Annotated in this window: 23 protein-coding genes; 18 read left to right on the forward strand and 5 right to left on the reverse strand. The window is 66.5% G+C overall.

The features are described 5' to 3' along the window. The first annotated feature begins 7 nt into the window (after nt 1-7). From FQU96_RS39290 to FQU96_RS39305, 4 genes are all read left to right on the forward strand, one after another. Nucleotides 8-1,300: an ABC transporter substrate-binding protein gene (locus FQU96_RS39290; RefSeq protein ID WP_146546891.1), complete on the forward strand. Its 1,293-nt coding sequence runs from the start codon at nt 8-10 to the stop codon at nt 1,298-1,300. A 174-nt stretch (nt 1,301-1,474) separates the two neighbouring features. After that, nucleotides 1,475-2,338, forward strand: a complete 864-nt coding sequence (locus FQU96_RS39295; RefSeq protein WP_146546892.1) for a carbohydrate ABC transporter permease — start codon at nt 1,475-1,477, stop codon at nt 2,336-2,338. Nucleotides 2,339-2,346: 8 nt separating this feature from the next. Then, the gene (locus FQU96_RS39300) at nt 2,347-3,177 is read left to right on the forward strand and encodes a carbohydrate ABC transporter permease (protein ID WP_146546893.1); all 831 of its coding nucleotides are present in this window, start codon (nt 2,347-2,349) and stop codon (nt 3,175-3,177) included. Nucleotides 3,178-3,186: 9 nt separating this feature from the next. Then, nucleotides 3,187-4,026, forward strand: a complete 840-nt coding sequence (locus tag FQU96_RS39305; protein WP_146546894.1) for an endonuclease/exonuclease/phosphatase family protein — start codon at nt 3,187-3,189, stop codon at nt 4,024-4,026. Between the two features lie 2 nt (nt 4,027-4,028). Here FQU96_RS39305 and FQU96_RS39310 read toward each other — a convergent pair whose 3' ends face one another. Further along, nucleotides 4,029-4,532, reverse strand: coding sequence for a hypothetical protein (locus FQU96_RS39310; protein WP_146546895.1), 504 nt, complete (start codon nt 4,530-4,532; stop codon nt 4,029-4,031). 232 nt (nt 4,533-4,764) lie between these two features. Here FQU96_RS39310 and FQU96_RS39315 point away from each other — a divergent pair, with 232 nt between their 5' ends. The 3 genes from FQU96_RS39315 (at nt 4,765) to FQU96_RS39325 (ending at nt 8,420) form a co-directional block, all read left to right on the forward strand. Continuing rightward, on the forward strand, nt 4,765-5,079 hold the full coding sequence (locus FQU96_RS39315) for an NIPSNAP family protein (protein WP_146546896.1): 315 nt from the start codon (nt 4,765-4,767) through the stop codon (nt 5,077-5,079). A 16-nt stretch (nt 5,080-5,095) separates the two neighbouring features. Beyond that, the gene (locus FQU96_RS39320; RefSeq protein WP_146546897.1) at nt 5,096-6,010 is read left to right on the forward strand and encodes a dihydrodipicolinate synthase family protein; all 915 of its coding nucleotides are present in this window, start codon (nt 5,096-5,098) and stop codon (nt 6,008-6,010) included. Nucleotides 6,011-6,203: 193 nt separating this feature from the next. After that, nucleotides 6,204-8,420, forward strand: a complete 2,217-nt coding sequence (locus FQU96_RS39325; RefSeq protein WP_146546898.1) for a molybdopterin-dependent oxidoreductase — start codon at nt 6,204-6,206, stop codon at nt 8,418-8,420. A gap of 22 nt (nt 8,421-8,442) precedes the next feature. On the opposite strand, the gene FQU96_RS39330 is transcribed toward FQU96_RS39325, so the two are convergent. From FQU96_RS39330 to FQU96_RS39345, 4 genes are all read right to left on the reverse strand, one after another. Continuing rightward, nucleotides 8,443-8,880 carry a type II toxin-antitoxin system VapC family toxin gene (locus FQU96_RS39330; RefSeq protein WP_146546899.1) on the reverse strand — a complete coding sequence of 146 codons (438 nt, stop codon included), beginning with the start codon at nt 8,878-8,880 and terminating at the stop codon, nt 8,443-8,445. A gap of 6 nt (nt 8,881-8,886) precedes the next feature. Continuing rightward, nucleotides 8,887-9,129, reverse strand: a complete 243-nt coding sequence (locus FQU96_RS39335) for a type II toxin-antitoxin system Phd/YefM family antitoxin (RefSeq protein WP_146546900.1) — start codon at nt 9,127-9,129, stop codon at nt 8,887-8,889. Between the two features lie 84 nt (nt 9,130-9,213). Then, a complete protein-coding gene (locus FQU96_RS39340) occupies nt 9,214-10,674 on the reverse strand; it encodes a PLP-dependent aminotransferase family protein (protein WP_146546901.1) in 1,461 nt (486 codons plus the stop codon). Nucleotides 10,675-10,738: 64 nt separating this feature from the next. Further along, nucleotides 10,739-11,548, reverse strand: coding sequence for a transglutaminase family protein (locus FQU96_RS39345; RefSeq protein ID WP_146546902.1), 810 nt, complete (start codon nt 11,546-11,548; stop codon nt 10,739-10,741). Nucleotides 11,549-11,847: 299 nt separating this feature from the next. Here FQU96_RS39345 and FQU96_RS39350 point away from each other — a divergent pair, with 299 nt between their 5' ends. From FQU96_RS39350 to FQU96_RS39400, 11 genes are all read left to right on the forward strand, one after another. Next, nucleotides 11,848-13,020 carry an ABC transporter substrate-binding protein gene (locus FQU96_RS39350; protein ID WP_146546903.1) on the forward strand — a complete coding sequence of 391 codons (1,173 nt, stop codon included), beginning with the start codon at nt 11,848-11,850 and terminating at the stop codon, nt 13,018-13,020. Nucleotides 13,021-13,180: 160 nt separating this feature from the next. Continuing rightward, entirely contained in the window at nt 13,181-14,095 is a 915-nt protein-coding gene (locus FQU96_RS39355; RefSeq protein ID WP_146546904.1) for a branched-chain amino acid ABC transporter permease, read from the forward strand. 2 nt (nt 14,096-14,097) lie between these two features. Beyond that, entirely contained in the window at nt 14,098-15,171 is a 1,074-nt protein-coding gene (locus tag FQU96_RS39360) for a branched-chain amino acid ABC transporter permease (protein WP_146546905.1), read from the forward strand. After that, complete coding sequence (locus FQU96_RS39365; protein ID WP_218575058.1) at nt 15,164-15,919, forward strand: ABC transporter ATP-binding protein; 756 nt, start codon at nt 15,164-15,166, stop codon at nt 15,917-15,919. Before FQU96_RS39360 ends, FQU96_RS39365 begins: the two co-directional genes overlap by 8 nt. Next, nucleotides 15,919-16,638, forward strand: a complete 720-nt coding sequence (locus tag FQU96_RS39370; RefSeq protein WP_255468846.1) for an ABC transporter ATP-binding protein — start codon at nt 15,919-15,921, stop codon at nt 16,636-16,638. Before FQU96_RS39365 ends, FQU96_RS39370 begins: the two co-directional genes overlap by 1 nt. A 202-nt stretch (nt 16,639-16,840) precedes the next feature. Next, complete coding sequence (locus FQU96_RS39375) at nt 16,841-17,941, forward strand: polyamine ABC transporter substrate-binding protein (protein ID WP_146546906.1); 1,101 nt, start codon at nt 16,841-16,843, stop codon at nt 17,939-17,941. 134 nt (nt 17,942-18,075) lie between these two features. Continuing rightward, a complete protein-coding gene (locus FQU96_RS39380) occupies nt 18,076-19,158 on the forward strand; it encodes an ABC transporter ATP-binding protein (RefSeq protein ID WP_255468847.1) in 1,083 nt (360 codons plus the stop codon). Beyond that, nucleotides 19,155-20,024, forward strand: coding sequence for an ABC transporter permease (locus FQU96_RS39385; protein WP_146546908.1), 870 nt, complete (start codon nt 19,155-19,157; stop codon nt 20,022-20,024). The genes FQU96_RS39380 and FQU96_RS39385 overlap by 4 nt, the downstream gene beginning before the upstream one ends. A 121-nt stretch (nt 20,025-20,145) precedes the next feature. Continuing rightward, on the forward strand, nt 20,146-20,982 hold the full coding sequence (locus FQU96_RS39390) for an ABC transporter permease subunit (protein WP_146546909.1): 837 nt from the start codon (nt 20,146-20,148) through the stop codon (nt 20,980-20,982). Nucleotides 20,983-21,124: 142 nt separating this feature from the next. Continuing rightward, nucleotides 21,125-22,489 (forward strand): sulfite oxidase, encoded by a 1,365-nt coding sequence (locus FQU96_RS39395; protein WP_146546910.1) that lies wholly within the window; start codon nt 21,125-21,127, stop codon nt 22,487-22,489. A 139-nt stretch (nt 22,490-22,628) separates the two neighbouring features. Then, nucleotides 22,629-23,105, forward strand: a complete 477-nt coding sequence (locus tag FQU96_RS39400) for a hypothetical protein (protein ID WP_146546911.1) — start codon at nt 22,629-22,631, stop codon at nt 23,103-23,105. Nucleotides 23,106-23,107 lie beyond the last annotated feature (2 nt).

Genomic DNA, 23,107 nt, shown 5'->3' on the forward strand with positions numbered 1-23,107 from the left:
GGCACACATGCGCAGACGTTCATTCATCGGCGGATCAGCCGCGGTCGCCGGCGGCTTGGTCGCGGCACCAGCCACCGCGCAGGGGACGGTCGAGGTCTCGTTCTTCTATCCCGTCGCCGTCGGCGGCCCGATCACCAAGATCATCGACGGCCTGGCCGCCGATTTCGAGAAGGAGCACGCCGGCATCAAGGTCAAGCCGATCTATGCCGGCACCTACCAGGAGACCATCGTCAAGGCATTGACCGCGCACAAGAGCGGTACGCCGCCGGTGACATCGGTGCTGCTGTCGACCGACATGTTCACCCTGATCGACGAGGATGCCATCGTCCCGTTCGACGACCTGGCCAAGGGCGCCACCGACGCGGCCTGGATCAAGAGCTTCTACCCCGCCTTCATGTTCAACAGCCAGACCGGCGGCAAGACCTGGGGCATCCCGTTCCAGCGCTCGACCGTGGTGCTGTACTGGAACAAGGAACTGTTCAAGGAAGCCGGGCTCGATCCCGAGAAGCCGCCGGCGACCTGGGCCGAGCAGGCTGTCATGGCGGAGAAGCTCACCAAGCGCGACGCCGCCGGCAATACCAGCCAATGGGGCATCCAGGTGCCGTCGTCGGGCTTCCCCTACTGGCTGTTCCAGGGTTTCACCACCCAGAACGGCGTCGAGCTGATGAACCAGGCCGGCGACACCACCTACTACGACAAGCCCGAGGTGGCGCAGGCGCTGCAGTACTGGGTCGACCTCAGCCGCAAACAGAAGGTCCATCCGCCCAGCATCGTCGAGTGGGGCACGACGCCCAAGGACTTCTTCGAGCGCAAGACGGCGATGATGTGGACCACCACCGGCAACCTCACCAACGTGCGCAACAATGCCAAGTTCGATTTCGGTGTGGCCATGCTGCCGGCCGGCAAGCGGCGCGGCAGCCCGACCGGCGGCGGCAATTTCTACGTCTTCAAGAAATCGACGCCGCAGCAGCGCGACGCGGCGCTGGCCTTCATCAAGTGGATCACCACGCCCGAACGCGCCGCGCAATGGGGCATCGATACCGGCTACGTCGCGGTACGTCCCGATGCCTGGGACACGCCTGTGATGAAAAAGTATGTCGAGGGCTTTCCGGCCGCCGCCGTGGCCCGCGATCAGCTGCCGCACGCGGTCGCCGAGCTGTCGACGCACGAGAACCAGCGCGTGACGAAGGCGCTCAACGATGGCCTGCAGGCGGCGCTGACCGGTGCCAAGACGCCGGAGCAGGCGATGAAGGATGCCCAGGCCGAGGCCACCCGCATCCTGCGGCCGTACAAGAAGTGAATCCCTTCTCCCCGCGCCGGCGGGGAGAAGGTGGCGCGAAGCGCCGGATGAGGGGCTTCGCGGCGTTTCCACAATCTCGCACAAGCAATCAGAGCCGTGTCCGCTTCATCCACAGACAAGCCCCTCATCCGCCCCTCCGGGGCACCTTCTCCCCGCCTACGCGGGGAGAAGGGAATGGCCGCCATCCATGGCTGGTTGCTGCTGTTGCCGGCCATGGCGCTGCTGGTGCTGTTCACGCACTTTCCCGCCGTCGCGACGTTGATCGACAGCTTCTGGTCGACGCCACGCGGTGCGCGCGGCTCGGTGTTCGTCGGGCTCGACAACTACCAGGTCATGGTCGAGGACCCGGTGTTCTGGACCTCGCTGGTCAACAGCCTGTGGTTCGCGGTGGGCACTATTCCGCTGTCGATCGCGCTCGCCATCCTGATGGCGGTATGGGTCAACGACCGCATCGTGGGGCGCACGCTGGTGCGCATGGCGTTCTTCACGCCGACCATCCTGCCGATGATCGCGGTCGCCAACATCTGGCTGTTCTTCTACACGCCGCAATACGGCCTGCTGGAGCAGGTCCTGGGCACCTTCGGTGCGCCCTCGCACAACTGGCTCGGCAGCCCCAGCACGGCCCTGCTCTGCGTGATCGTGGTGGCGATCTGGAAAGAGGCCGGCTTCTTCATGATCTTCTACCTGGCCGCGCTGCAGCAGATCCCGCCGCATCTGGCCGAAGCCGCGGCGCTGGAAGGCGCCTCGCGCTGGACCTATTTCCGCCGGGTGCAGTTCCCGCTGCTGATGCCCACGACCTTGTTCGTGCTGGTCAACGCCGTGATCGGCGCCTTCCGTACGATCGACCACATCGTGGTCATGACCCGCGGCGGCCCCGACAATGCCACGTCGCTGCTGCTGTACCACCTCTATCAGGTCGGCTTCAGCTTCTGGGACACCGGCTACGCCGCGGCGATCACGGCAGTGCTCCTGGCGATCCTCGCCGCGCTGGCCTTCGGCCAGTACTTCTTCCTCGAGCGCCGGGTGCACTACCGATGAGCGGCCCCATGCGCATCGATCCCTACGAACCGCGGGGCTTTGCCCGTCTCGTCGAGAGCGCCGGCGCCGGCCTGCTGGCGTTCCTCTGGGTCCTGCCCCTGCTCTACGCGCTGTGGACGGCATTCCATCCGTCCGAATTCTCGGCCCGCTTCACGCTCGATGCGCCGCTCAGCCTGGAGAACTTCGCGCGCGCCTGGGCAGCAGCCCCCTTCGCACGCTACTTCCTGAACTCGTTCCTGCTGGTGACCCTGATCCTGGTCAGCCAGTTCGTGCTCTGCACCTTGGCCGCCTACGCCTTCGCGCGTTACGAATTTCCCGGCCGCGAGATCGCCTTCATGCTGGTGCTGGTGCAGCTGATGATCATGCCGGACGTGCTGATCGTCGAGAACTACCGCACCATGAGCCGGCTCGGCATCCTCGACTCGATCCCGGCGATCGCGCTCCCCTACATCGCCTCGGCGTTCGGCGTGTTCCTGCTGCGCCAGACGTTCAAGACCGTGCCCAGGGAACTGGACGATGCGGCCCGGGTCGAAGGCGCCAACGCGGTGCAGGTCCTGCTCAAGGTCTACGTGCCGCTGGCGCGGCCGGTCTATATCGCCTACGGCCTGGTGTCGGTGAGCTACCACTGGAACAATTTCCTGTGGCCACTGATCGTCACCAACTCCGTCGAATCCCGCCCGCTCACGGTCGGCCTGCAGGTCTTCTCGTCGGGCGACCAGGGCATCGACTGGTCGGTGATCTGCGCCGCCACGCTGCTCACCTCGGCGCCGCTGTTGCTGGCCTTCCTGCTGTTCCAGCGCCAGTTCGTGCAGAGCTTCATGCGCGCCGGCATTCGATAGAACGCGGACATGAAACTCATCACCTGGAACATCCAGTTCGGCGTCGGCATCGATGGCCGCAACGATCTGGCGCGCATCATCGCCGACGCCCGGCGCATCGCTGACTTCGACGTGCTGTGCCTGCAGGAGGTCGCCGACAACTTCCCCGAGTTGAAGGCCAACCGCGGCGAGGACCAGTTCGCGGAGATCGCGCGCCTGCTGCCGGGCTATACCGCGATCGACGGAATCGGCGTCGACGTGCCGGCCTCCGATGGGCGGCGCAAGCGGTTCGGCAACATGGTGCTCTCCCGCCTGCCGGTGGGCCAGGTGCTGCGCCACATCCTGCCGTGGGAGGCCGACGCCACCCGCAGCATGCCGCGCATGCTGATCGAGGCCGTCGTCATGGCACCGTTCGGACCGGTGCGGGTGATGACGACGCATCTCGAATACTACTCGCCCAAGCTACGGGCCGCCTCGGTCGAGGGCATTCGCGACATCCACCGGCAGGCGTCAGCCCGCGCCGCGCAGCCGCCGCTGCCGGCCGACAGCATGTTCCGGCCCTATCCGGCGACCCGCTCCGCGATCCTGACCGCCGACTTCAACATGCAGACGAGCGATCCGTCCTATGGGCGTCTGTCAGTACCGTTCAGCGACGGAATACCGTCTTTCGTTGATGCCTGGACGCTACGCAACCCCGGCGCAGCGCATCCATTGTCGTTCTGCATCTACGAGCAGGTCGCAGGCCAGCCACACTGTTGCGATTTCATCTTCGTGACGGACGACCTCGCGCCGCGTGTCACCGACGTCGTCTACGATACGCAGACGCAGGTCTCCGACCACCAGCCGGTGCTGATCACGCTGCGGGACTGATCCTACATCTCGCCGAAATTGCCGAACTTATCGACACCGAAGGTGTTCGAGCCGTGGGCACGCTGGTAGACCCAGATGTGGTCGTCGTCGATGCCGCGTTGATTCAACGCGTCGGCGAGCCTCCTGGCCCAATTGCCGGTGTTGCCAAACGAGACCGCGACCCAGGGATCGTGCTGGGCAAAGCCCTGAAGGTCGGCGAGGCAGGCATTGTAGGCCGTACCGTTCACCGAGCTCAGGTGGGCGCAGTAGCCTTGCGAGAACGTGTTTCCAATCTTGTTCCAGACCGCGCAGACGCCGATGCAATGCGACAGTCCGGCCGTGCCGATCGACCCCAGGTGCGAGAACGCACCCGTTTTCGAATGGCCCGCGCCGGCGAACCACCGCCCGCTGACGACATCCTGCTGGTTCAACCGGATCAGCGGCCCCTGCACAATGGCGGGGACCGTGTCATCGATCTTGGGTGCAGCCCCGCCGCCGCCCAGGGCCACAGTGTAGGTCTTGTACATCACGGCGCTCCCATCGACTGCACGATTCTCTTCGACTGCAACCGACGATAAGTGCCCTGCGGCGGGCTCGACAAGGCAAATTGCATCCGCCCGCGACTGGATCGCCCGTCCCGGCCCGGGCCGGCGACCGCCAATGGCCCGGCGTACTTTCACGGCATTGGTTCTTGGTCCGTGGCGCCGATCCAGGGACGCTGGCGTTCCCTGAACCAGAGCCGGATCGAGGCCACACGGCATGATCGTCGAGGAACGCATCTACACCCTGCAACCCGGCAAGGTTGCCGACTACTTCCGCATCGAGGCGGAACACGGCGCCGACATCTACCTGAAGACCATGGGCCGCGTGGTGGGCATTTTCGCCACCGAGGTCGGCACCTTGAACCAGGTCGTCCACATGGTTGCGTTCGACGACCTCGCCGACCGCACGCGCCGGCGCACCGCCTTGCGGGCCGACCCGGCGTGGGAAGCCTATGCCCGCCAGGTGCGGCCGATGATCGTGCACCAGGAAAACCGGCTGATGGTGCCGGCACCCTTCTCACCCCTGCGCTGATTTGAAGGAGACACCCATGACCAAGCCCATCACCGGCGTCGTCAGCTTCCTGCTGACACCGACGACGGCGGACGGTTCGATCGACGGCGCGCGGCTGTGCAGCCTGGCCGACGAGCAGATCGCCGCCGGCATCGACGGCCTCACCCTGTTCGGCAGCACCGGCGCCATCGGCTCGTTCGCCGAGGACGAGCGGCGCATGGCGGCCGAAGTGCTGGTGCGCCACGTCGCCGGCCGCGTCCCGGTGATGGTCGGCACCGGCGCCATCACCACGGCGGAGGCCGTGCGGCTGTCGCGCCATGCCGAGCAGGTGGGCGCCGATGCCGTCCTGGTGGTGCCGATCACCTACTGGCTGCTGAACGACGAGGAGCTGCTGGCGCACTACCGCACCATCGCCGGCTCGATGCGCCTGCCGCTGATGCTGTACAACAATCCACGGCTGAGCGGTGTCGACATCCAGCCGCATGTCGTGGCGCAGCTGGTCGAGACGCCCAACATCTTCGGCATCAAGGAGGCGTCGCCGGACCTGCTGCGCACCAGCATCCTGGCGCAGATGCTACCCGGCCGCCTGCGCATCTTCGCCGGCCGTGATGCGGCGGCGTTCGAGATGCTGATGATCGGCGCCGAGGGCTGGACGTCGGGTCTGGCCAACATCACGCCGCGCCATTGCGTGGAGCTGTTCCGGTTGGTGCGCGCCGGCAACATCGATGCCGCGCGCGCCCTGTGGTACCGCCTGGCACCGATCGCCACCTTCACGCGCGACAAGGGCCTCGTGCGCGCCAGCCACACCGCATTCGAGATCCTGGGCCGCCCGGTCGGCAAGCCGCGACCACCGATCAGCATGCTCTCGCGCGAGGATGCAAAGAAGCTCGAGACGCTGATGACCGAGCTGGGCGACGTGACGGCCGCGCCGCGCAAGGTGGCGGCAGAGTAGTTCCCTTCCCCACGCAAGTGAGGAAGGTGGCCGAAGACCGGATGGGGCCCGACGTGGTCTCAGTTACAAGGGACCACGTCAGGTCCCCTCCGCCCCTTCGGGGCACCTCCCCACTGCGTGGGGAGGAAATGCTTCGGCAGCCATCGAACCTTGAACGGTTCGACGGCCGACGAGATGGTGTTAAGGTAGGCCCATGACACAGGCGACCACCCTCTACCAGCAACCGCGGCTGAAGCCGCGGCCAGGCGAGACCATCGTCACCAGCACCTGCGGTCACAATTGCGGTGGACGCTGCGTGGTCAACGCGCACGTCGCCGACGGCAAGATCGTGAAGATCTCGACCGATCCCGGCCGATGGAATCCCGAGCTGCCGCCGCTGCCGGCCTGCGCCCGTGGTGTCGGCCAGATCGAGCGCACCTACCATCCCGACCGCCTGCAGTACCCGATGCGGCGTACGGGCCCGCGCGGCTCGGGCCAGTTCGAGCGCATCTCGTGGGACGAGGCACTCGATACCGTGGCACGCGAGATGCTGCGGGTGCGGGCGCAGTACGGCAACGCTGCCATCCTCGACGGCTCGCGCTCGGGCAGCCTCTCGATGCTGCACGGCCGCGGCGCCGCCAAGCGCTTCCTCAACATGTTCGGCGGCTACACCGATTTGTGGTCCAACATGTCGGCGGAGGCCGAGGTCTTTGCCGTGCACATGACGTTCGGCGCCAAGGCCGACTACAAGTCGTCGGGCCGCGAGCCGACCGATTACGTCAACTCCAAGCTGATCCTGATGTGGGGCTGGAGCCCCGCTGACGGCACGTTCGGCACCGGCACGCAGCGCTACCTGAAATGGGCCAAGGACAAGGGCGCGCGCATCGTCTGCGTCGATCCGCGGCGGACCCGCAGCAGCAGCGCGCTGGCCGACGAGCACATCTTCATCCGACCCTCGACCGATGCCGCGGCACTGATCGCCATGGCCTACGTGATCGTGAGCGAAGGCCTGCACGACCAGGCCTACTGCGATCGCTACGTGCTGGGCTTCGACGAGGAACACCTGCCTGAAGGCGCGCCGGTGGGCGCTTCATACCGCTCCTACCTGTTGGGCCTGAACGACGGCGTTCCCAAGACGCCGGAATGGGCCGCCGAGATCACCGGCATACCGGCCGAGACGATCCGGCGTCTGGCCATCGAGTTCGGCACCACCAAGCCGGCGGCCCTGCAGTGCGGCTACGCGCCGGGACGCACGGCCTTTGGCGAGCAGTTCCACCGCGCCGCCTACGCGCTCGCAGCGATCACCGGCAATACCGGCGTTGTCGGCGGCAATTCCGGCGTCAGCAATGGCGCCACCGGTCGGGCCGGCATCCGCAGCCTGCCGACGGGCAACAACCCGATCGACGCCCGGGTCTCCTCACCGTTGCTCGCCGACCTGCTGGCGCGCGGCAAGGCCGGCGGCTATCCCGCCGACATCAAGCTGATCTACTCGGTGGGCGGCAACCTCTTCAACCAGGCGCCCAATGCCGGCAAGATGGCGGCGGCGCTGGATGGCGTCGAGTTCATCGTGGCGCAGGACCACTTCCTGACGCCCACGGCACAACATGCCGACATCGTGCTGCCCGCCACCACCTTCTGGGAACGCAACGACGTGCACACGCCGTGGGCCGGCGCCGGGCATTACGCGATCTTCATGAAGCAGGCGATCGCGCCGATGTATGAATGCCGCAACGATATCGACATCTTTGCCGACCTCGCACACCGCGTCGGCATCGAAGGCTACAACGACACCGACGAGATCGACTGGCTGCGCGAACTCACCAAGGACGCCGTCGACGATTTCGAGGCGTTCATGGACAAGGGCGTGGCGCGGTTCGCGGCGCCCGAGGACGCCGTCGCCTTCGCCAAGCAGATCCGCGATCCCGACAACCACAAATTCTCGACGCCCTCGGGCAAGATCGAGGTCTACTCGATGGCGATGGCGGCCAACCCCGATCCCTATGGGCTGGGCGCCATGCCGCCGATCCCGACCTGGATCCCGCCGGTCGAGCCTGACGCGCGCTATCCGCTCAGCCTGTGCAGCCCCAAGTCGCGGGCGCGCACCCACTCGATCCACGGCAACCAGACCGACCTGGCGCGGGTCGACCCCGACGACGTGTGGCTGAACCCGGCCGACGCCAAGGCGCGCGGCATCAAGGATGGCCAGTTGGTGCGGGTCTTCAGCGCGTATGGTGCCACCGTGCTGCCGGCGAAGGTCACCAGCCGCATGGCGCCCGGTGTGGTGTCGATCAAGGAAGGCGCCTGGTTCGCGCCCGATGGCGACGGCACCGACCGCAGCGGCTGCGCCAATGCGGTGACCGCCGACCGCTCGGCCCCGTGCGGCGCCACGACCTACAACACCAATCAGGTGGACGTGGCGGCGCTGGCATAAACCCCCATGCCGATGACGCCCATCACGGTGAGGGCAATGCGGCAAACGGGTCGATGGCCGGTACGCCCAAAGGTCCGAAATGCCTGAGGTTGCGCGTGAGGACCGTCAGCCCGTGGCGGCGCGCAGTAGCGGCGATCACGATATCGGCGAAGCCCGGCGCTTGACCTTTGCCATGCGCACGGTCGGACAGTGCGCCGGCAATCCGTGCCGTTGCTGTATCAAAGGGTAGGATTCGATCGCCGTAGAGATGCAGGACTGTCTCCAACCATGCGGTCAGACGTGCGCTCTTGCGCGTTGCTCCCTCGCGCCGGACCTTGGCAATTCCGTCTTCGATCTCGGCAATTGTTATCACGGACAGGAACAAGGCTGCCGACTGCGCATCCATCCAGTCCTGCACGTCGGACGCCGCCACCCGTCCGGGCGCTGCGGCCGATATGACGTTGGTGTCGACCAGATACATACGGACTCAAAGGTCGGCCGAACGCAGACGACTGCGGTTGCGGGTCGGCAGGTCGCCCTTCTCGACGGGCGCCGCCATCAGCAGCCGGCCAAACGACGGCACATCGGACAGCCGACGCCATTCCTCATAGCTCATGATCACCGCCTGCGGCTTTCCGTGGCGCGTGATGACCGCGGGTTTTCCCTGTTTGGCCTCGTCGACGACAGCCGACAGAGTGGCCTTAGCGTCACGCAACTGGATCTCGCGCATCGCGGCACCTGACATATGACTACTGTAGTCGTATATAGTGTGCCTGCACCACCATATGCAAGAACGCCCCCACTGTTCGCCTCCCTACCCCAGCACGCGACCCAGCAGGCGGATGCCGGCGTCGATCTCGCGCTCGCTCATGGCGGCGTAGCCCAGCAGCAGGCCGGCCGAGGGTGGCTCGCTCAGGTAGTACGGGTTGATCGGATAGACACCGATGCCACCCGCCGCGGCCGCGTCGACGATCCTGGCGGTATCCACTGCCGGCCGATCGCGAAACCACGCCACCAGATGCAGGCCGGCGTTAGAGCCTTGTACGACCACCTTGTCGCCGAAGATGCGGGCCAGGGCATCGAGCAGCGCCGCGCGCCGGCGCGCGTTCTGGGTGCGGGCGCGGCGCACGTGGCGCTCGAAGTACCCCTCGCCGATGAAGTCGGCCAAGATCGACTGCTGCAGTGTGGCCGTGTGACGGTCCGACAGGTGCTTGATGGCCAGCACCGGCTTCACCAGGGGCGACGGCAGCACCAGGAAGCCGATCCGCAACGCCGGGAACAGCGTCTTGGACATAGTGCCGACATAGATCACCTGGCCGGTGGTATCGAGCGCCTGCACCGCCTCGACCGGCCGCCCGCCATAGCGGAATTCGCTGTCGTAATCGTCCTCGATCACGTAGGCGCCGGATTTGCGCGCCCACGCCAGCAGGGCGAGGCGGCGCGCCAGCGGCATCACGGCGCCGGTCGGGAATTGATGCGAGGGCGTGACGTACGCCAGCCGGGCCTGGCCCGCGGCCTTGGGCGCCCGCTCGATATCGAGGCCGTCGTCGTCGATCGGACAGGGTACCAGGCGTGCACCGGCGGCCTGGAACACCTCGCGGGCGCCGAGATAATGCGGATCCTCGACCAAAACCCGATTGCCGGGATCGATCAGCGTGCGGGCGATCAGGTCGAGCGCCTGCTGCGAGCCGTTGACGACGATCACCCGGCTCTCGTCGCAGTCGACCGCCCGGGCGCGGCGCAGATATTCAGCGATCACCTGGCGCAGGCGCGGCAGTCCGGCCGGGTCGGCATAGCGCGACGTCTCGGACGAAAAGCGCTTGGCCTGCCGCGCCAGCAGCCGGCGCCAGATGTCGCGTGGGAATTCCGCCACCCCGGGGAGCCCGTAACGGAAATCGTAGCGCAGGTTGGCCGCCGACGGCGCCGCCACCGGCGACAGGATGATCCGGGCCCGGTTGGCATAGGCCGAGATTCCCAGAGGCGGCGGCGCCGCCTCGTCGACGCGGGCCGTCCGCGGCGCCGGCCGCAGCACGTCGTCAGGCAGCTCGCGCGCCACGAACGTGCCGGCACCGACATGGCCCTCGACATAGCCTTCGGCGCGCAGCTGGTCATAGACCAGCAGAATGGTGTTGCGCGACACACCGGCATCCTCGGCCAGGGTCCGGGTCGCCGGCAGCCGTGCACCCGGCTGCAGCTCGCCGCGCAGGATCGCCTCGCGCATGCGGCGGTAGAGCTGCTGATAGATCGGGCCGGCCTGGTCGGAACGGATGAACATGGCCCAATGGTACTACGAAACGGTGCAGCTGGACGTCCTTTCGCGACCAATCCAGACGATGATCCTACCCCGCCACTTCATCCGTCCATACCCTGAACCCGGCCAGGATGTTGGCACCAAAGGCATTGCTGATCGGCACATCGGTCGCGTCGCGACCGCGGCCCATGAGGACGCGGCCGATACGCGGTCTGTTGTGGCGGGCATCAAAGGTGTACCAGCTGCCGTCGAGCCAGGCTTCGAACCAGGCGCTGAAATCCATAGGCGCCGGATCCCGGGGAACGCCGATGTCGCCGAGGTAGCCCGTGCAGTAGCGCGCCGGAATGTTCATGCAGCGGCACAGCGTGATCGCGAGGTGGGCGAAGTCACGGCATACGCCGGTGCGTTCACGGAACACGTCGAGCGCACTCTTGTTGGACCGTGCTTGGGCATAGTCGAAGGCGATGTGCCGGTGCACGAAATCGCAGATCGCCTGGACCTTGGTCCAGCCCATCGGCGTCGCGGCGAACAACGACCAGGCCGCATCTGACAGGCGATCGGTTTCACAGTAGCGGCTGCCGAGCAGGAAGATCAGCGTCTCGTCGGGCAGATCGGCGACTTCGCTCTGCCGGGCATGGGGCACAACGGCGTCCGGCAGGCCGGTGTCGTGAATAACGAAGTTGCCCGCAAGACTCAGCCGGCCGGCCGGCGCCACGATACGATGACATCGGTTGCCGAAACCGTCGACATATTCACGCAGCGGCAGGGAGGGCGCGCACGCCAGTTGGTCCGGGTTGGCGAGGTCGGCCACGCGCGAGGGGTGCACGCTCAGCGTCAGCAGCATCGGCGTGGGCTTCGGGCAATCGTAGATCAGCTCGAATCCGGCCTGAATACGCATGGGTGGCCTCAAGGACAGCGCGCGGCGCCGACACTGGACAGACCCGACCAGTCGGTCGCGCTGCCGCCATCCTATGCAATATAGGGTCCCGTGGCGCGCTTCACATGCCAAACCATCGTTACCTTTCCGGCCGACGTTTGACGGAAGGCTGGGGCTGCACGCAGCCTTAGGTGTTTGCCTTGCACTGAGACGCGAAAATGTTTGTTACCCCACTGGTTTTCCGCTTCTATACCGCCCAGCCAAACCCGCCCGCGTCACGTGGCGGGACATGTGTCACGCATTGAAGGGAGACTTCCGCCATGAAGAGCAGGCTTTTCGCCTCGGCGGCGCTGTTGGGTGTGCTGTCGGCTCCGGCCTGGGGCCAGCAATCGATCAAGATCGGCTTTGTCTCGACCTACTCCGGCCCGCAGGCCTCGATCGGCCAGGACATGCGTCGCTCGGTCGAGCTGGCGGTCGAGCACCTGGGCGGCAAGATGGCCGGCAAGCCGATCGAGGTGATCTACGAAGACGACCAGTTCAAGCCCGAGGTCGGCAAGCAGAAGTCCGAGAAGCTGGTCCAACAGGACAAGGTGCACTTCGTCGGCGGCTATATCTGGTCGAACGTGCTGCTGGCCTCGCTGAAGACGGTGACGGACGACGGCGACACCATCCTGATCAGCTCCAACGCCGGCCCGTCGCAGATCGCGGGCGAACTGTGCAATCCCAACTACTTCTCGACCTCCTGGCAGAACGACCAGACGCCCAGCGCCATGGGCCAGTTCGTCCAGGACAAGGGCATCAAGAAGGTCTACCTGATCAGCGCCAACTACGCCGCCGGCAAGGACATGCTGGCCGGCTTCAAGCGCTATTTCAAAGGCGAGATCGTCGGCGAGGACCTCACCAAGTGGCCTGACCAGCTCGATTTCTCGGCCGAGATGTCGAAGATGCGCGCCGCCAAGCCCGATGCGGTCTTCACGTTCTTCCCCGGCGCGCACGGCGTGCAGTTCCTGTCGCAGTACGCCCAGACCGGGCTCAAGGGCACGATCCCGCTGTACACCGCGTTCGTGATCGACGCGCTGTCGCTGCCGCAGCTCAAGGACCTGGCGCTCGGCGTGCCCGGTGCGCAGTCCTGGGTCAACGACCTGCCCAACGAGCAGAACAAGAAGTTCGTCGCCGACTTCAAGAAGAAGCACGGCGTCTATCCGTCCTTCTACGGCGCCCAGAGCTACGACACGATCATGCTGATCGCCTCGGCGGTCGAGGCGGTGAAGGGTGACTTGTCCAACAAGGACAAGGTCCGCGCCGAGGTGAAGAAGGCGAACTTCAAGTCGCTGCGCGGCGACTTCAAGTTCAACAACAACCAGTTCCCGATCCAGAACTTCTACATCCAGGACACGGTGAAGGACGCCGAAGGCAACTTCACGCTGAAGACGGTGGGCGTTGCCATGAAGGACGCCAAGGACGCCTACGGCGACAAGTGCAAGATGAAGTGAGGCGTATCGCGATCGACGACGCGCACCTCATGTCCCCTCCCCCCTTGTGGGGGAGGGATAGGGAGGGGGGTCGCCGTATGCGGCATCCTGTTTGCACACCCCCCGCCCGTCGGCGCTGCGCGCCGCCGACCTCCCCCACAAGGGGGGAGGTGGAAGAGCCATGACCCTACTGATCGAACAGACGCTCAACGGCATCCAGCTCGGCCTGCTGATGTTCCTGCTGGCAGCGGGACTGACGCTGGTGTTCGGGATCATGGATCTCGTGAACCTGGCGCACGGCTCGCTCTACATGTTCGGTGCCTATTTTTGCGCCAGCTTCACTGCCTGGACCGACTCCTTCGTTCTGGGCGCATTGCTGGCGCTGCCGGCTGCCCTGTTGCTGGGCGTCGTGGTCGAGATCGTCGTCGTGCGCAAGCTCTACCGACGCGACCACCTGGACCATGTGCTGGCCACCTTCGGGCTGATCCTGATCGCCAACGACCTGGTGCGGGCGGTGTGGGGGCCGGACGGACGGCGCATCCCGCTGCCGGCCTGGCTCAACCAGCCGATCTATCTGACGCCTGACCTGCCCTACCCGACCTACCGCTTCGCGGTGATCGTGGTCGGCGCCGCCGTGGCGCTGTTCCTGTACTGGCTGGTGACACGCACCCGCACCGGCATGTGGATCCGCGCCGGCGCCTCCAATCGCACCATGATCGGCGCGCTCGGCATCAACGTCGAGGCGCTGTTCACCCTGGTGTTCGGCCTGGGCGCGGTACTGGCGGCGCTGGCCGGGTTGATGGCGGGACCGATCGTGACCGTGTCGATCGGCATGGGCGACAACATCCTGATCCTGGCCTTCGTCATCATCGTCATCGGCGGTATCGGCTCGATCAAGGGCGCCTTCATCGCCGCCATGATCGTGGGCATGATCGACACCCTGGGCCGCGCGCTGCTGCCTGATCTGCTGAAGAGCTTCCTGTCGGTGACGGCGGCCAATACGGCGGCGCCGGCGCTGTCCTCGATGGCGATCTACCTGCTGATGGCTGGCGTGCTGGTCTGGCGCCCCACCGGCCTGTTCGGGGCGCGCGGCTGAGCATGACCGAGCTCCTGACGCCGTTCGCGACCTGGCGCGGGCGCATCGCGGCACTCGTTCTGGTGCTGCTGGGGCTGCTGCCGTTGTACGCGCCGTGGCTGGATGCCGCCGGCATCATCAGCCAGAAATTCGCGCTCACCCTGATGACGCGCGTGCTGATCCTGGCGATCGCCGCCATCAGCCTGAACCTGATCCTGGGCTATGGCGGCATCGTGAGCTTCGGCCACGCCGTCTATATCGGACTAGGCGGCTACGCGGTCGGCATCATGGCGCATCATGGCGTGACCAACGGCTTCCTGCAGTTCCCGGTCGCGATCGGACTGTCGGCCCTGTTCGCACTCGCCATCGGTGCGCTGTCGCTGCGCACGCGCGGCGTCTATTTCATCATGATCACGCTCGCCTTCGCACAGCTGGTCTACTATGTCGGCGTCGGCCTCGAACCCTACGGCGGCGACGACGGGCTCACCATCAACCGGCGCAGCGACTTTGCCGGCCTGCTGCCCACGCGCGGCCCGGACAAGACCACCGCCTTCTATGTCGTCTCGTTCGTCGTGCTGCTGCTGGTGCTCGGCCTGGTGCACCGGCTGGTGAACTCGCGCTTCGGCATGGCGCTGCGCGGCGCCAAGTCCAACGAACAGCGCATGCAGGCGTTGGGCATGCCCACGTTCCGCTATCGGCTGACCGCGTTTGTGATCGCCGGCGCCATCTGCGGCCTGGCCGGTGCCTTGCTCGCCAACCACACCGAGTTCATCTCGCCGGCCATGATGCACTGGACACGCTCGGGCGACCTGATCGTCATGGTGGTGCTGGGCGGCATGGGCAGCCTGCTCGGCCCGGTCTATGGCGCCGTCGCCTTCCTGCTGCTGGAGGAGTTCCTGCCCGGCCTGCTGAAGGTCGTCCTCACCTGGCTGCATGACGGCGTGGCCGCCGTCCTGGGCCCCGGTGCCGGCGCCCTGGAGTCCTGGCTGCGGCTTGCCGAGTACTGGCAGATCGCGCTGGGCGCGATCCTGATCCTGGTGGTGCTCTACGCCCGCGGCGGCATCGACAGCCTGTTCGGGAGGCCCCGCCATGGCTGAGGCCATGCTGAAGGTCGAGGGCCTGGTGAAGCGCTTTGGCGGGCTGGTGGCCACCGACAACCTGTCGCTCGACGTGCGCGACGGTGAAGTGCATGCCCTGATCGGCCCCAACGGTGCCGGCAAGACAACGCTCATCGCGCAGCTCTCGGGCTTCCTGCGTCCCGATGCCGGTCGCATCACATTCACCGATCGCGACATCACCGCGCTGCCGGCGGCGGCGCGGGTACGATTGGGACTGGCCCGGTCATTCCAGATCACCAGCGTGCTGCGCGATTTCACGGCACTGGACAACGTGGCGCTGGCCGAGCAGGCGCGCCAGGGCCACTCGTTCCGGTTCTGGCAGCCGGCGCGGTCCGATCGCTCGCTGCGCGGACCGGCAAGCGCGGCGCTGGAGGCGGTCGGCTTGGCGCATCGGGCCGACGATCCCGCTGCCAGCCTGTCGCACGGCGAGCAGCGCCAGCTCGAAGTGGCGATGGCGCTGGCGTGCGACCCGCGCCTGCTGTTGCTGGATGAACCGATGGCCGGCATGGGGCCCGAGGAGTCGGCACGCATGGTCGACCTGCTGCGCGGCCTGCGCGGGCAGCGCACGATGCTGCTGATCGAGCACGACATGGATGCCGTGTTCGCGCTGGCCGATCGCATCACCGTGCTGGTCTACGGCCGCGCCATCGCCACCGGCACACCGGCCGAGATCCGCGCCAATCCCGAGGTGCGCACGGCCTATCTCGGCGAGTCGGAGGGCACGTGATGGTTCAGGAGCCGGCCATGCTGACGGTGAGCGGACTTGCCACGGCGTACGGCGAGAGCCAGGTACTGTTCGGCATGGAGTTTGCGATCGGCGCCGGCGAAGTGGTCACGCTCATGGGCCGCAACGGCATGGGCAAGACGACGACGGTGCATTCCATCATGGGCATCGTGGCGCCCCGCTCGGGCATGATCCGGCTGGGCGCGCAGGACATCGCCGGCCTGCCATCACATCGCATCGCCCGGCTGGGCCTTGGGCTGGTACCGGAAGGCCGGCAGATCTTTCCCAACCTCACCGTGCGCGAGAACCTGGTGGCGGCGGCAGCCAATCGCGACGCGCGCCCCAGCCCATGGACCCTGCCGCGCGTCTTCGAATTCTTCCCGCGGCTGGCCGAGCGGCAGACCAACATGGGCAACCAGCTCTCCGGCGGCGAGCAGCAGATGCTGGCCATCGGCCGCGCGCTGATGACCAACCCACGGCTGCTGATCCTCGACGAGGCGACCGAGGGTCTGGCGCCGCTGATCCGCCAGGAGATCTGGAACTGCCTGCGCCGCCTGAAGGAGGACGGCCAAGCCATCCTGGTGATCGACAAGAATGTCGGCGCCCTGATCGCGCTCGCCGATCGGCACTACATCGTCGAGAAAGGCCGCGTCGTCTGGAGCGGCACCTCCGCCGCATTGGCCGGCGACGAGGCACTGCAGCACCGATATCTCGGGGTGTGAGAGCGCATTCCCCTCGCCCGCGAGGGACTACAGATGCGGCGGGCGGAGTCCGGTAACCCTCATCCGGCCGCCACTGCGTAGCGGCCACCTTCTCCCGCTCGCGGGAGAAGGGACAGAGCGGCGAAGAGCGGTGTTGCGTTTCGCTGCGTTGCGTCGCAAACATCGGCTGGATCCGGTTGTCGCCAGAGGAGTGCTCCCGAAAATGAGGCATGGCTTCCTTTCCCTCGCGACCGCGCTCGCGCTGGCGCTGGTCGCTACCGACGGCTGGTCGCAGGGCAAGGTGGTGAACGTCTACAACTGGACGGACTACATCGCCGAGGATGCGCCCAAGGCGTTTCAGCAGGCGACCGGCATCAAGGCCAACTACACGACCTACGACACCAACGAGATTCTCGACGCGAAGCTCAAGACCGGCCGGTCCGGCTATGACGTCGTGACGCCGACCATGTCGCCGCACTTCGCGCGCCAGATGGCCACCGGCCTGTTCCGGCCGCTCGACAAGGCGAAGCTGAAGAACTACGGCAATCTCGATCCCGACATCATGAAGGCGTTGGCCAAGTACGATACCGGCAACGCCTTCGGCGTGCCCTGGATGTGGGGCACCACCGGCATCGGCTACAACGTCGAGGCCGTCAAGAAGCGCATGCCCGACGCGCCGGTCGACAGCCTGAAGCTGATCTTCGACCCCGAGATCGTGGCGAAGTTCAAGGACTGTGGTGTGATGCTGCTCGACAGCCCGACGGACGTGCTGCCGGCGGCGCTGCTCTATCTCGGCCTCGATCCCGACAGCAAGAAGCCTGAGGATCTGGAGAAGGCGGCCGACGTCGTGCGTAAGGTGCGCCCCTCGATCCGCAAATTCACCAGCGCCGAGATGATCGACTCGCTGGCGCGCGGCGACATCTGTGTCGCCTTCAGCTTCTCCGGCGACATCCTTCAGGCACGCGACCGCGGCGCCAAGGCCAAGCCCGAGGCGGTCAAAGTCACCTACAGCATCCCCAGGGAAGGCTCGCAGCTGTGGATCGACGTGATGGCGATCCCCAAAGACTCCAAGAACGTCGACGAGGCGCACCGCTGGATCGACTATCTCCTGGACCCCAAGGTCGCCGCCGCCTCCAGCGATGCCGTCGGCTACGCCAACGGCAACAAGGCCGCCGTGCCGCTGATGAAGAAGGACGTATCGGGCGATCCGCTGATCTATCCGCCCGAAGCCGTGCGCGCCAAGCTGTTCACCATCAGCCCGGGTGACCAGGAGCAGACCAGGCTGCGCACGCGGCTGTGGACCAACATCAAGACGGGTCGATGATGGTACGAACGGCGTCTTCACCGTCATCCCGAGCGCAGCGAGGGATCTTTCCCCATGAATCGTCTGCGCACCGCTGAAAGACCCCGCGCTACGCTCGGAATGACAGAGCGAGCGCCCTGGACGACGTCCGCATCGTGACCACGTCTCCTTTCATCCGCATCGAGAGTGTCGTCAAACGCTTCGGTAACGTCACGGCCGTGGCGGGTGTCGATCTCGAGATCGGCGCCGGCGAGCTGTTCGCCCTGCTGGGCGGTTCGGGCTGCGGCAAGACCACCTTGCTGCGCATGCTGGCCGGCTTCGAGGTGCCGACCGAGGGACGCATCGTGATCGACGGCGTCGACATGACCGCCGTGCCGCCCTATGCGCGGCCCGTCAACATGATGTTCCAGTCCTATGCGCTCTTCCCGCACATGAGCGTGGCGCGCAACGTCGCCTATGGGTTGGAGCGCGAGGGCCTGCCCAGGGCCGAGATCGAGGAACGCGTGGCGCAGGCCCTGGATCTGGTCGAGCTGCGCACCCAGGCCCAGCGCAAGCCGCACCAGCTGTCCGGCGGCCAGCGCCAGCGCGTGGCGCTGGCACGTGCCATCGTGAAGCGGCCCAAGGTGCTGCTGCTCGACGAGCCGCTGGCCGCGCTCGACCGCAAGCTGCGCGAGCGCACGCAGCTGGAACTGGTCGAGCTGCAGCGGCGGCTGGGCATCACCTTCGTCATGGTGACGCACGACCAGGATGAAGCGATGACCATGGCCAGCCGCATCGCCGTCATGGACCACGGCCGCATCGTGCAGGTCGGCGCACCGGCCGAAATCTACGAGCAGCCCAACAGCCGCTTCGTCGCCGACTTCATCGGGCTGGCCAACATCTTCGACGGCGAGATCGTCGGCCGCGCCGATGATCGGCTGCGCATCCGCTGCGAACCGCTGGGCGGCGAGATCAGTGCCACGGCGAGCGAGGGCCCAGCGGCGGGTCCGGTCGCCATCGTCATCCGCCCGGAGAAGCTGTCGCTGTCCACGAGCGATGTCGGCAGCGGCCTGGCCGGGACGGTGCGCAATATCGTCTATCTCGGCGACGAGTCGATCTTCCATGTCCAACTGCAGTCAGGTGCCGCCATACAGATCACGCGCATGAACGCCGACCGGCGCGCCGCGGGTGCGATCGGCCGCGGCGATCCTGTGCGGGTCGGCTGGGCGCCCGAAGCCGTCGTGGTGATGCCGCGATGAGCACGATCGGCGTATCCCGCGCCGACTGGGGTCGGCGGATCGTCATTGCCCTGCCCTATCTCTGGCTGCTGCTGTTCTTCGCGGCACCCTTCATCATCGTTGCCGCCATCAGCTTCGCCGACAACACGCCCGACACGGTGCCGCCGGTAACGTTGTCCGGCTCGGGCAGGAGTTACACCCAACTGGCGGCCGACGCGCTCTATCCCGCCGCCTACCTGAACTCCCTGCGGATCGCGGCCATCGCCACGCTGATCACGCTGCTGATCGGCTATCCGATGGCCTACGGAATCGCGCGGGCTCCGGCCGGCTGGCGCGGGCCTTTGCTGATGGCGGTGATCCTGCCGTTCTGGACGTCATTCCTGATCCGCATCTATGCCTGGAAGGGCATCCTGTCGGAGAACGGCTTGCTGAATCAGGTGCTGCGCGGCAGCGGCCTGGTCGAGGACCCGGGCACCCTGCTGGGCACGGAATGGGCGATCTATCTCGGTATCGCCTACGCCTATCTGCCGTTCATGGTGCTGCCGCTCTACGCCGTGCTGGAGAAGCTCGACCGATCGCTGCTCGAGGCGGCGGCCGATCTCGGTGCCCGGCCGGAGCGTGCATTCCTCACCGTCACGCTGCCGCTGTCGCTGCCCGGCATCATGGGCGGCTGCCTGCTGGTGTTCATCCCGGCGGTGGGCGAGTTCGTGATCCCCGACCTGCTGGGCGGCACCGAAACGTTGATGATCGGCAAGGTGCTGTGGGATGAATTCTTCTCCAACAGCGACTGGCCGGCGGCGTCGGCCGTGGCGATGGTCATGCTGGTGGTGCTGGTGGCGCCCATCGTGCTGTTCCAACGTGCCCGTGCCCGCGAGATGGCGCGATGATGATGACGATGCTGCACACTGTCATCCCGAGCGCAGCGAGGGATCTCCCGCAAAGGGCGCACGTGCGTCAATCGCAGGAGATCCCTCGCTGCGCTCGGGATGACGGAGTCGAAGGCGCGCGATGACCGACCGCATGCCCCGCCTGCTGTTCGTCGCTCTGGCCTTCGGCTACGCGTTCCTCTACGTGCCGATCCTCACCTTGATCGTATATTCGTTCAACGAGTCGCGGCTGGTCACGGTGTGGAGCGGCTTCTCGCTCAAATGGTGGGGCGAGTTGCTGCGCAACGAGACCATGCTCGATGCGGCGCTGTTGTCGTTCCAGATCGCGCTGGTCAACGCCTGCGTCGCGACCGTGCTGGGCACCATGGCCGGCTTCGCCCTGGCGCGCTATCCGCGGTTTGCCGGCCGCACGGCGTTCGCCGGCCTGATCGCGGCGCCCCTGGTGATGCCCGAGGTGATCATGGGCATCGCGACCCTGCTGCTCTTCGTTGCCCTGGATCAGCTGCTGGGCTGGCCCGAGCGCGGTTTCACCACCATTGCCATCGCCCATATCACGTTCTCGCTGGCCTTTGTGGCCGTCGTGGTGCAGTCGCGGCTCGCCGACTTCGATCGCTCCGTCGAGGAGGCGGCCATGGACCTCGGCGCGCGGCCATTCACGGTGTTTCGCACCATCACCCTGCCGCTGATCGCACCCGCCCTGGTCTCGGGCTGGCTGCTCGCCTTCACCCTGTCGATGGACGATCTGATCCTGACGCAGTTCGTGGCCGGGCCACAGTCGCAGACCCTGCCGATGCTGATCTATTCCAGCGTGCGCCTAGGGGTCAGCCCGCAGGTCAACGTTCTGGCCACGATCATCGTGACCGTGGTGGCGATTGCCGTCGTGATCGCCGGCTGGCTGATGAACCGTACGCGCCAGCGGCAGATGCGCGATGTGCAGGCCGCCGCACGCGCCGCATGACTTTGTTTTTGTTCCAGGTACGGAAAGTAAGTTGATCCCCGTTGGCAACGGAACCCTGGGCCTTTCGCCGCGCTCTGATTGACGGCACGATTTCCTCTATAGTGCGCAGCGGTGACGTCGCCATACCAAGGGAGGGAACAGGATGACGGGCAAACGCGAACGCGGGCTTCATGAGCTCTATGCCGACGATCCGGAGCGCGCCGACGCGCTGGTCTTCGATCGTCGCGCTGATGCCTCGCGCCGTGGTTTCCTGCGCGGCGCCGGATTGGCCGGCATGGGGGCGGCCGTGGGTGGCACCATTCCCTTCGCCGGCACCATGCCGGCCGGCCTGGTGCCGGCGGCGATGGCACAGCCCGTTCAGCAGGCGCAGGCCGGGCCGCCGGCCGAGAAGGGCCCCAAGATCCTCAAGATGGACGGCAAGGCTGACCTGGTCGTCCTGGGTGACAAGCCCGTGGTGGCCGAGACGCCCGCCCACCTGCTGGACGACGAGGTGACGCCGACCGAGAAGTTCTTCGTCCGCAACAACGGGCTGACACCCGATCCGGCATCGATGCCGAGCGACCCCAAGGCGTGGAAGATCAAGATCGACGGCGAGGTGAACACGCCGCTGGACATCACGCTCGGCGATCTCATGACGCGCTTCCCGCAGGTCACGCACAAGCTGATGCTGGAATGCGGCGGCAACGGCCGGTCGTTCTTCGTGCCCGAAGCGCGCGGCAACCAGTGGACCAATGGCGGGGCGGGCTGTGCCGAGTGGACCGGCGTGCGACTGGCCGACGTGCTGAAGGCGGCCGGCCTGAAGTCGACCGCGGTCTACACCGGCCACTACGGCGCCGATCCGCATCTGTCGGGCGATGCCACCAAGCCCTCGATCTCGCGCGGCGTGCGCCTGGAGAAGGCGATGGAGGAACACACCATCATCGCCTTCAAGATGAACGGCAAGGACATCCCGCTGATCCACGGCGCGCCGGCGCGGCTGATCGTGCCGGGTTGGGCCGGCTCGACATCGGCCAAGTGGCTGAACCGCATCTGGGTGCGCGACAAGGAACATGATGGGCCGGGCATGGGCGGCTTCTCATACCGCATGAGCAAGAAGCCGATCGTGCCGGGCAGCAAGGGCGACGAGAAGGACACGGTCATCCTCGAGTCGATGCCGGTGCGCTCGATCGTCACGTTCCCGGCGCACGGCACACGCCTGGCCGGCGGCACGCGCAAGATCGACCTGCGCGGTCATGCCTGGGCCGGCGACAACACCGTGCAATCGGTCGAGATTTCGATCGACTATGGCGCCACGTGGAAGAAGGCCGATGTCAAGGCGCCGGCCAACAAATTCGCTTGGCAGCGCTTCACGGCGTCGATCGATCTGCCCAGCGCCGGCTACTACGAGATCTGGAGCAAGGCCACCGACAGCAAGGGCGCCACGCAACCGTTCCAGGCCGGCCACTGGAATCCGCAAGGCTATGGCGGCAACCCGGTCAGCCGCGTCGCCGTGCTGGTCGAAACGTGATCTCTCCCCCAGCTTCGCTGGGGGAGGTGGCCGAAGGCCGGAGGGGGAACCGACGTAGTCTCGTTACTACTGAGACCACGTCGGCTCCCCTCCGCCCCTTCGGGGCACCTCCCCAACTTCGTTGGGGAGGATTGAGCTTATGAAGCCGATCACCGCCGTCTCTGTCTCGATCCTGGCACTGGCCGTGGCGTTGCTGGTGGACCGCGGTGCCGGCCTGCGGCCGCGTGTCGAGATCCCGCAAGCCGCACCGGCCAGCCCGACACCCGCATCCTCGGCGCCACAGGCCGCCACGACACGCGGCGGCACCCTGGCCAAAGGGACGATCCCGCGCAGCCTGCCGCCCGATGCCAGCCACCAGGACACGGTCGACACTCTGCCGCCGGGCAAGGGACAGGAGGAGACGTTCTACATGTGCGCCGCCTGCCACGGCACCGCGCTGATCAAGCAGCAAGGCATGAGCCGGGAACTGTGGGAGGCCTCGTTCCAGCTGATGATCGATCGCCATGGCATGGCCAAACCCGACGATGCCGACCGGGCGTTGATCATCGACTATCTCGCCGAAAACTTTCCGCCCCGCCGCAAGGGTCGTGGCGGGGACAATCCGTTCCTGAAGTGACG

The sequence above is a fragment of the Reyranella sp. CPCC 100927 genome (genome assembly GCF_007859315.1).
Lineage (GTDB): Bacteria > Pseudomonadota > Alphaproteobacteria > Reyranellales > Reyranellaceae > Vineibacter.

Excerpts from the sequence above, each read along its gene's own strand:
- FQU96_RS39290 (WP_146546891.1), top strand. The coding sequence starts at position 8 with ATGCGCAGACGTTCATTCATCGGCGGATCAGCCGCGGTCGCCGGCGGC.
- FQU96_RS39345 (WP_146546902.1), bottom strand. The coding sequence starts at position 11,548 with ATGCGTATTCAGGCCGGATTCGAGCTGATCTACGATTGCCCGAAGCCC.
- FQU96_RS39400 (WP_146546911.1), top strand. The coding sequence starts at position 22,629 with ATGAAGCCGATCACCGCCGTCTCTGTCTCGATCCTGGCACTGGCCGTG.
- FQU96_RS39365 (WP_218575058.1), top strand. The coding sequence starts at position 15,164 with ATGGCTGAGGCCATGCTGAAGGTCGAGGGCCTGGTGAAGCGCTTTGGC.
- FQU96_RS39395 (WP_146546910.1), top strand. The coding sequence starts at position 21,125 with ATGACGGGCAAACGCGAACGCGGGCTTCATGAGCTCTATGCCGACGAT.
- FQU96_RS39310 (WP_146546895.1), bottom strand. The coding sequence starts at position 4,532 with ATGTACAAGACCTACACTGTGGCCCTGGGCGGCGGCGGGGCTGCACCC.
- FQU96_RS39295 (WP_146546892.1), top strand. The coding sequence starts at position 1,475 with ATGGCCGCCATCCATGGCTGGTTGCTGCTGTTGCCGGCCATGGCGCTG.
- FQU96_RS39355 (WP_146546904.1), top strand. The coding sequence starts at position 13,181 with ATGACCCTACTGATCGAACAGACGCTCAACGGCATCCAGCTCGGCCTG.
- FQU96_RS39300 (WP_146546893.1), top strand. The coding sequence starts at position 2,347 with ATGCGCATCGATCCCTACGAACCGCGGGGCTTTGCCCGTCTCGTCGAG.
- FQU96_RS39315 (WP_146546896.1), top strand. The coding sequence starts at position 4,765 with ATGATCGTCGAGGAACGCATCTACACCCTGCAACCCGGCAAGGTTGCC.
- FQU96_RS39325 (WP_146546898.1), top strand. The coding sequence starts at position 6,204 with ATGACACAGGCGACCACCCTCTACCAGCAACCGCGGCTGAAGCCGCGG.
- FQU96_RS39305 (WP_146546894.1), top strand. The coding sequence starts at position 3,187 with ATGAAACTCATCACCTGGAACATCCAGTTCGGCGTCGGCATCGATGGC.
- FQU96_RS39330 (WP_146546899.1), bottom strand. The coding sequence starts at position 8,880 with ATGTATCTGGTCGACACCAACGTCATATCGGCCGCAGCGCCCGGACGG.
- FQU96_RS39350 (WP_146546903.1), top strand. The coding sequence starts at position 11,848 with ATGAAGAGCAGGCTTTTCGCCTCGGCGGCGCTGTTGGGTGTGCTGTCG.
- FQU96_RS39390 (WP_146546909.1), top strand. The coding sequence starts at position 20,146 with ATGACCGACCGCATGCCCCGCCTGCTGTTCGTCGCTCTGGCCTTCGGC.
- FQU96_RS39385 (WP_146546908.1), top strand. The coding sequence starts at position 19,155 with ATGAGCACGATCGGCGTATCCCGCGCCGACTGGGGTCGGCGGATCGTC.
- FQU96_RS39320 (WP_146546897.1), top strand. The coding sequence starts at position 5,096 with ATGACCAAGCCCATCACCGGCGTCGTCAGCTTCCTGCTGACACCGACG.
- FQU96_RS39370 (WP_255468846.1), top strand. The coding sequence starts at position 15,919 with ATGGTTCAGGAGCCGGCCATGCTGACGGTGAGCGGACTTGCCACGGCG.
- FQU96_RS39335 (WP_146546900.1), bottom strand. The coding sequence starts at position 9,129 with ATGCGCGAGATCCAGTTGCGTGACGCTAAGGCCACTCTGTCGGCTGTC.
- FQU96_RS39375 (WP_146546906.1), top strand. The coding sequence starts at position 16,841 with ATGAGGCATGGCTTCCTTTCCCTCGCGACCGCGCTCGCGCTGGCGCTG.
- FQU96_RS39360 (WP_146546905.1), top strand. The coding sequence starts at position 14,098 with ATGACCGAGCTCCTGACGCCGTTCGCGACCTGGCGCGGGCGCATCGCG.
- FQU96_RS39340 (WP_146546901.1), bottom strand. The coding sequence starts at position 10,674 with ATGTTCATCCGTTCCGACCAGGCCGGCCCGATCTATCAGCAGCTCTAC.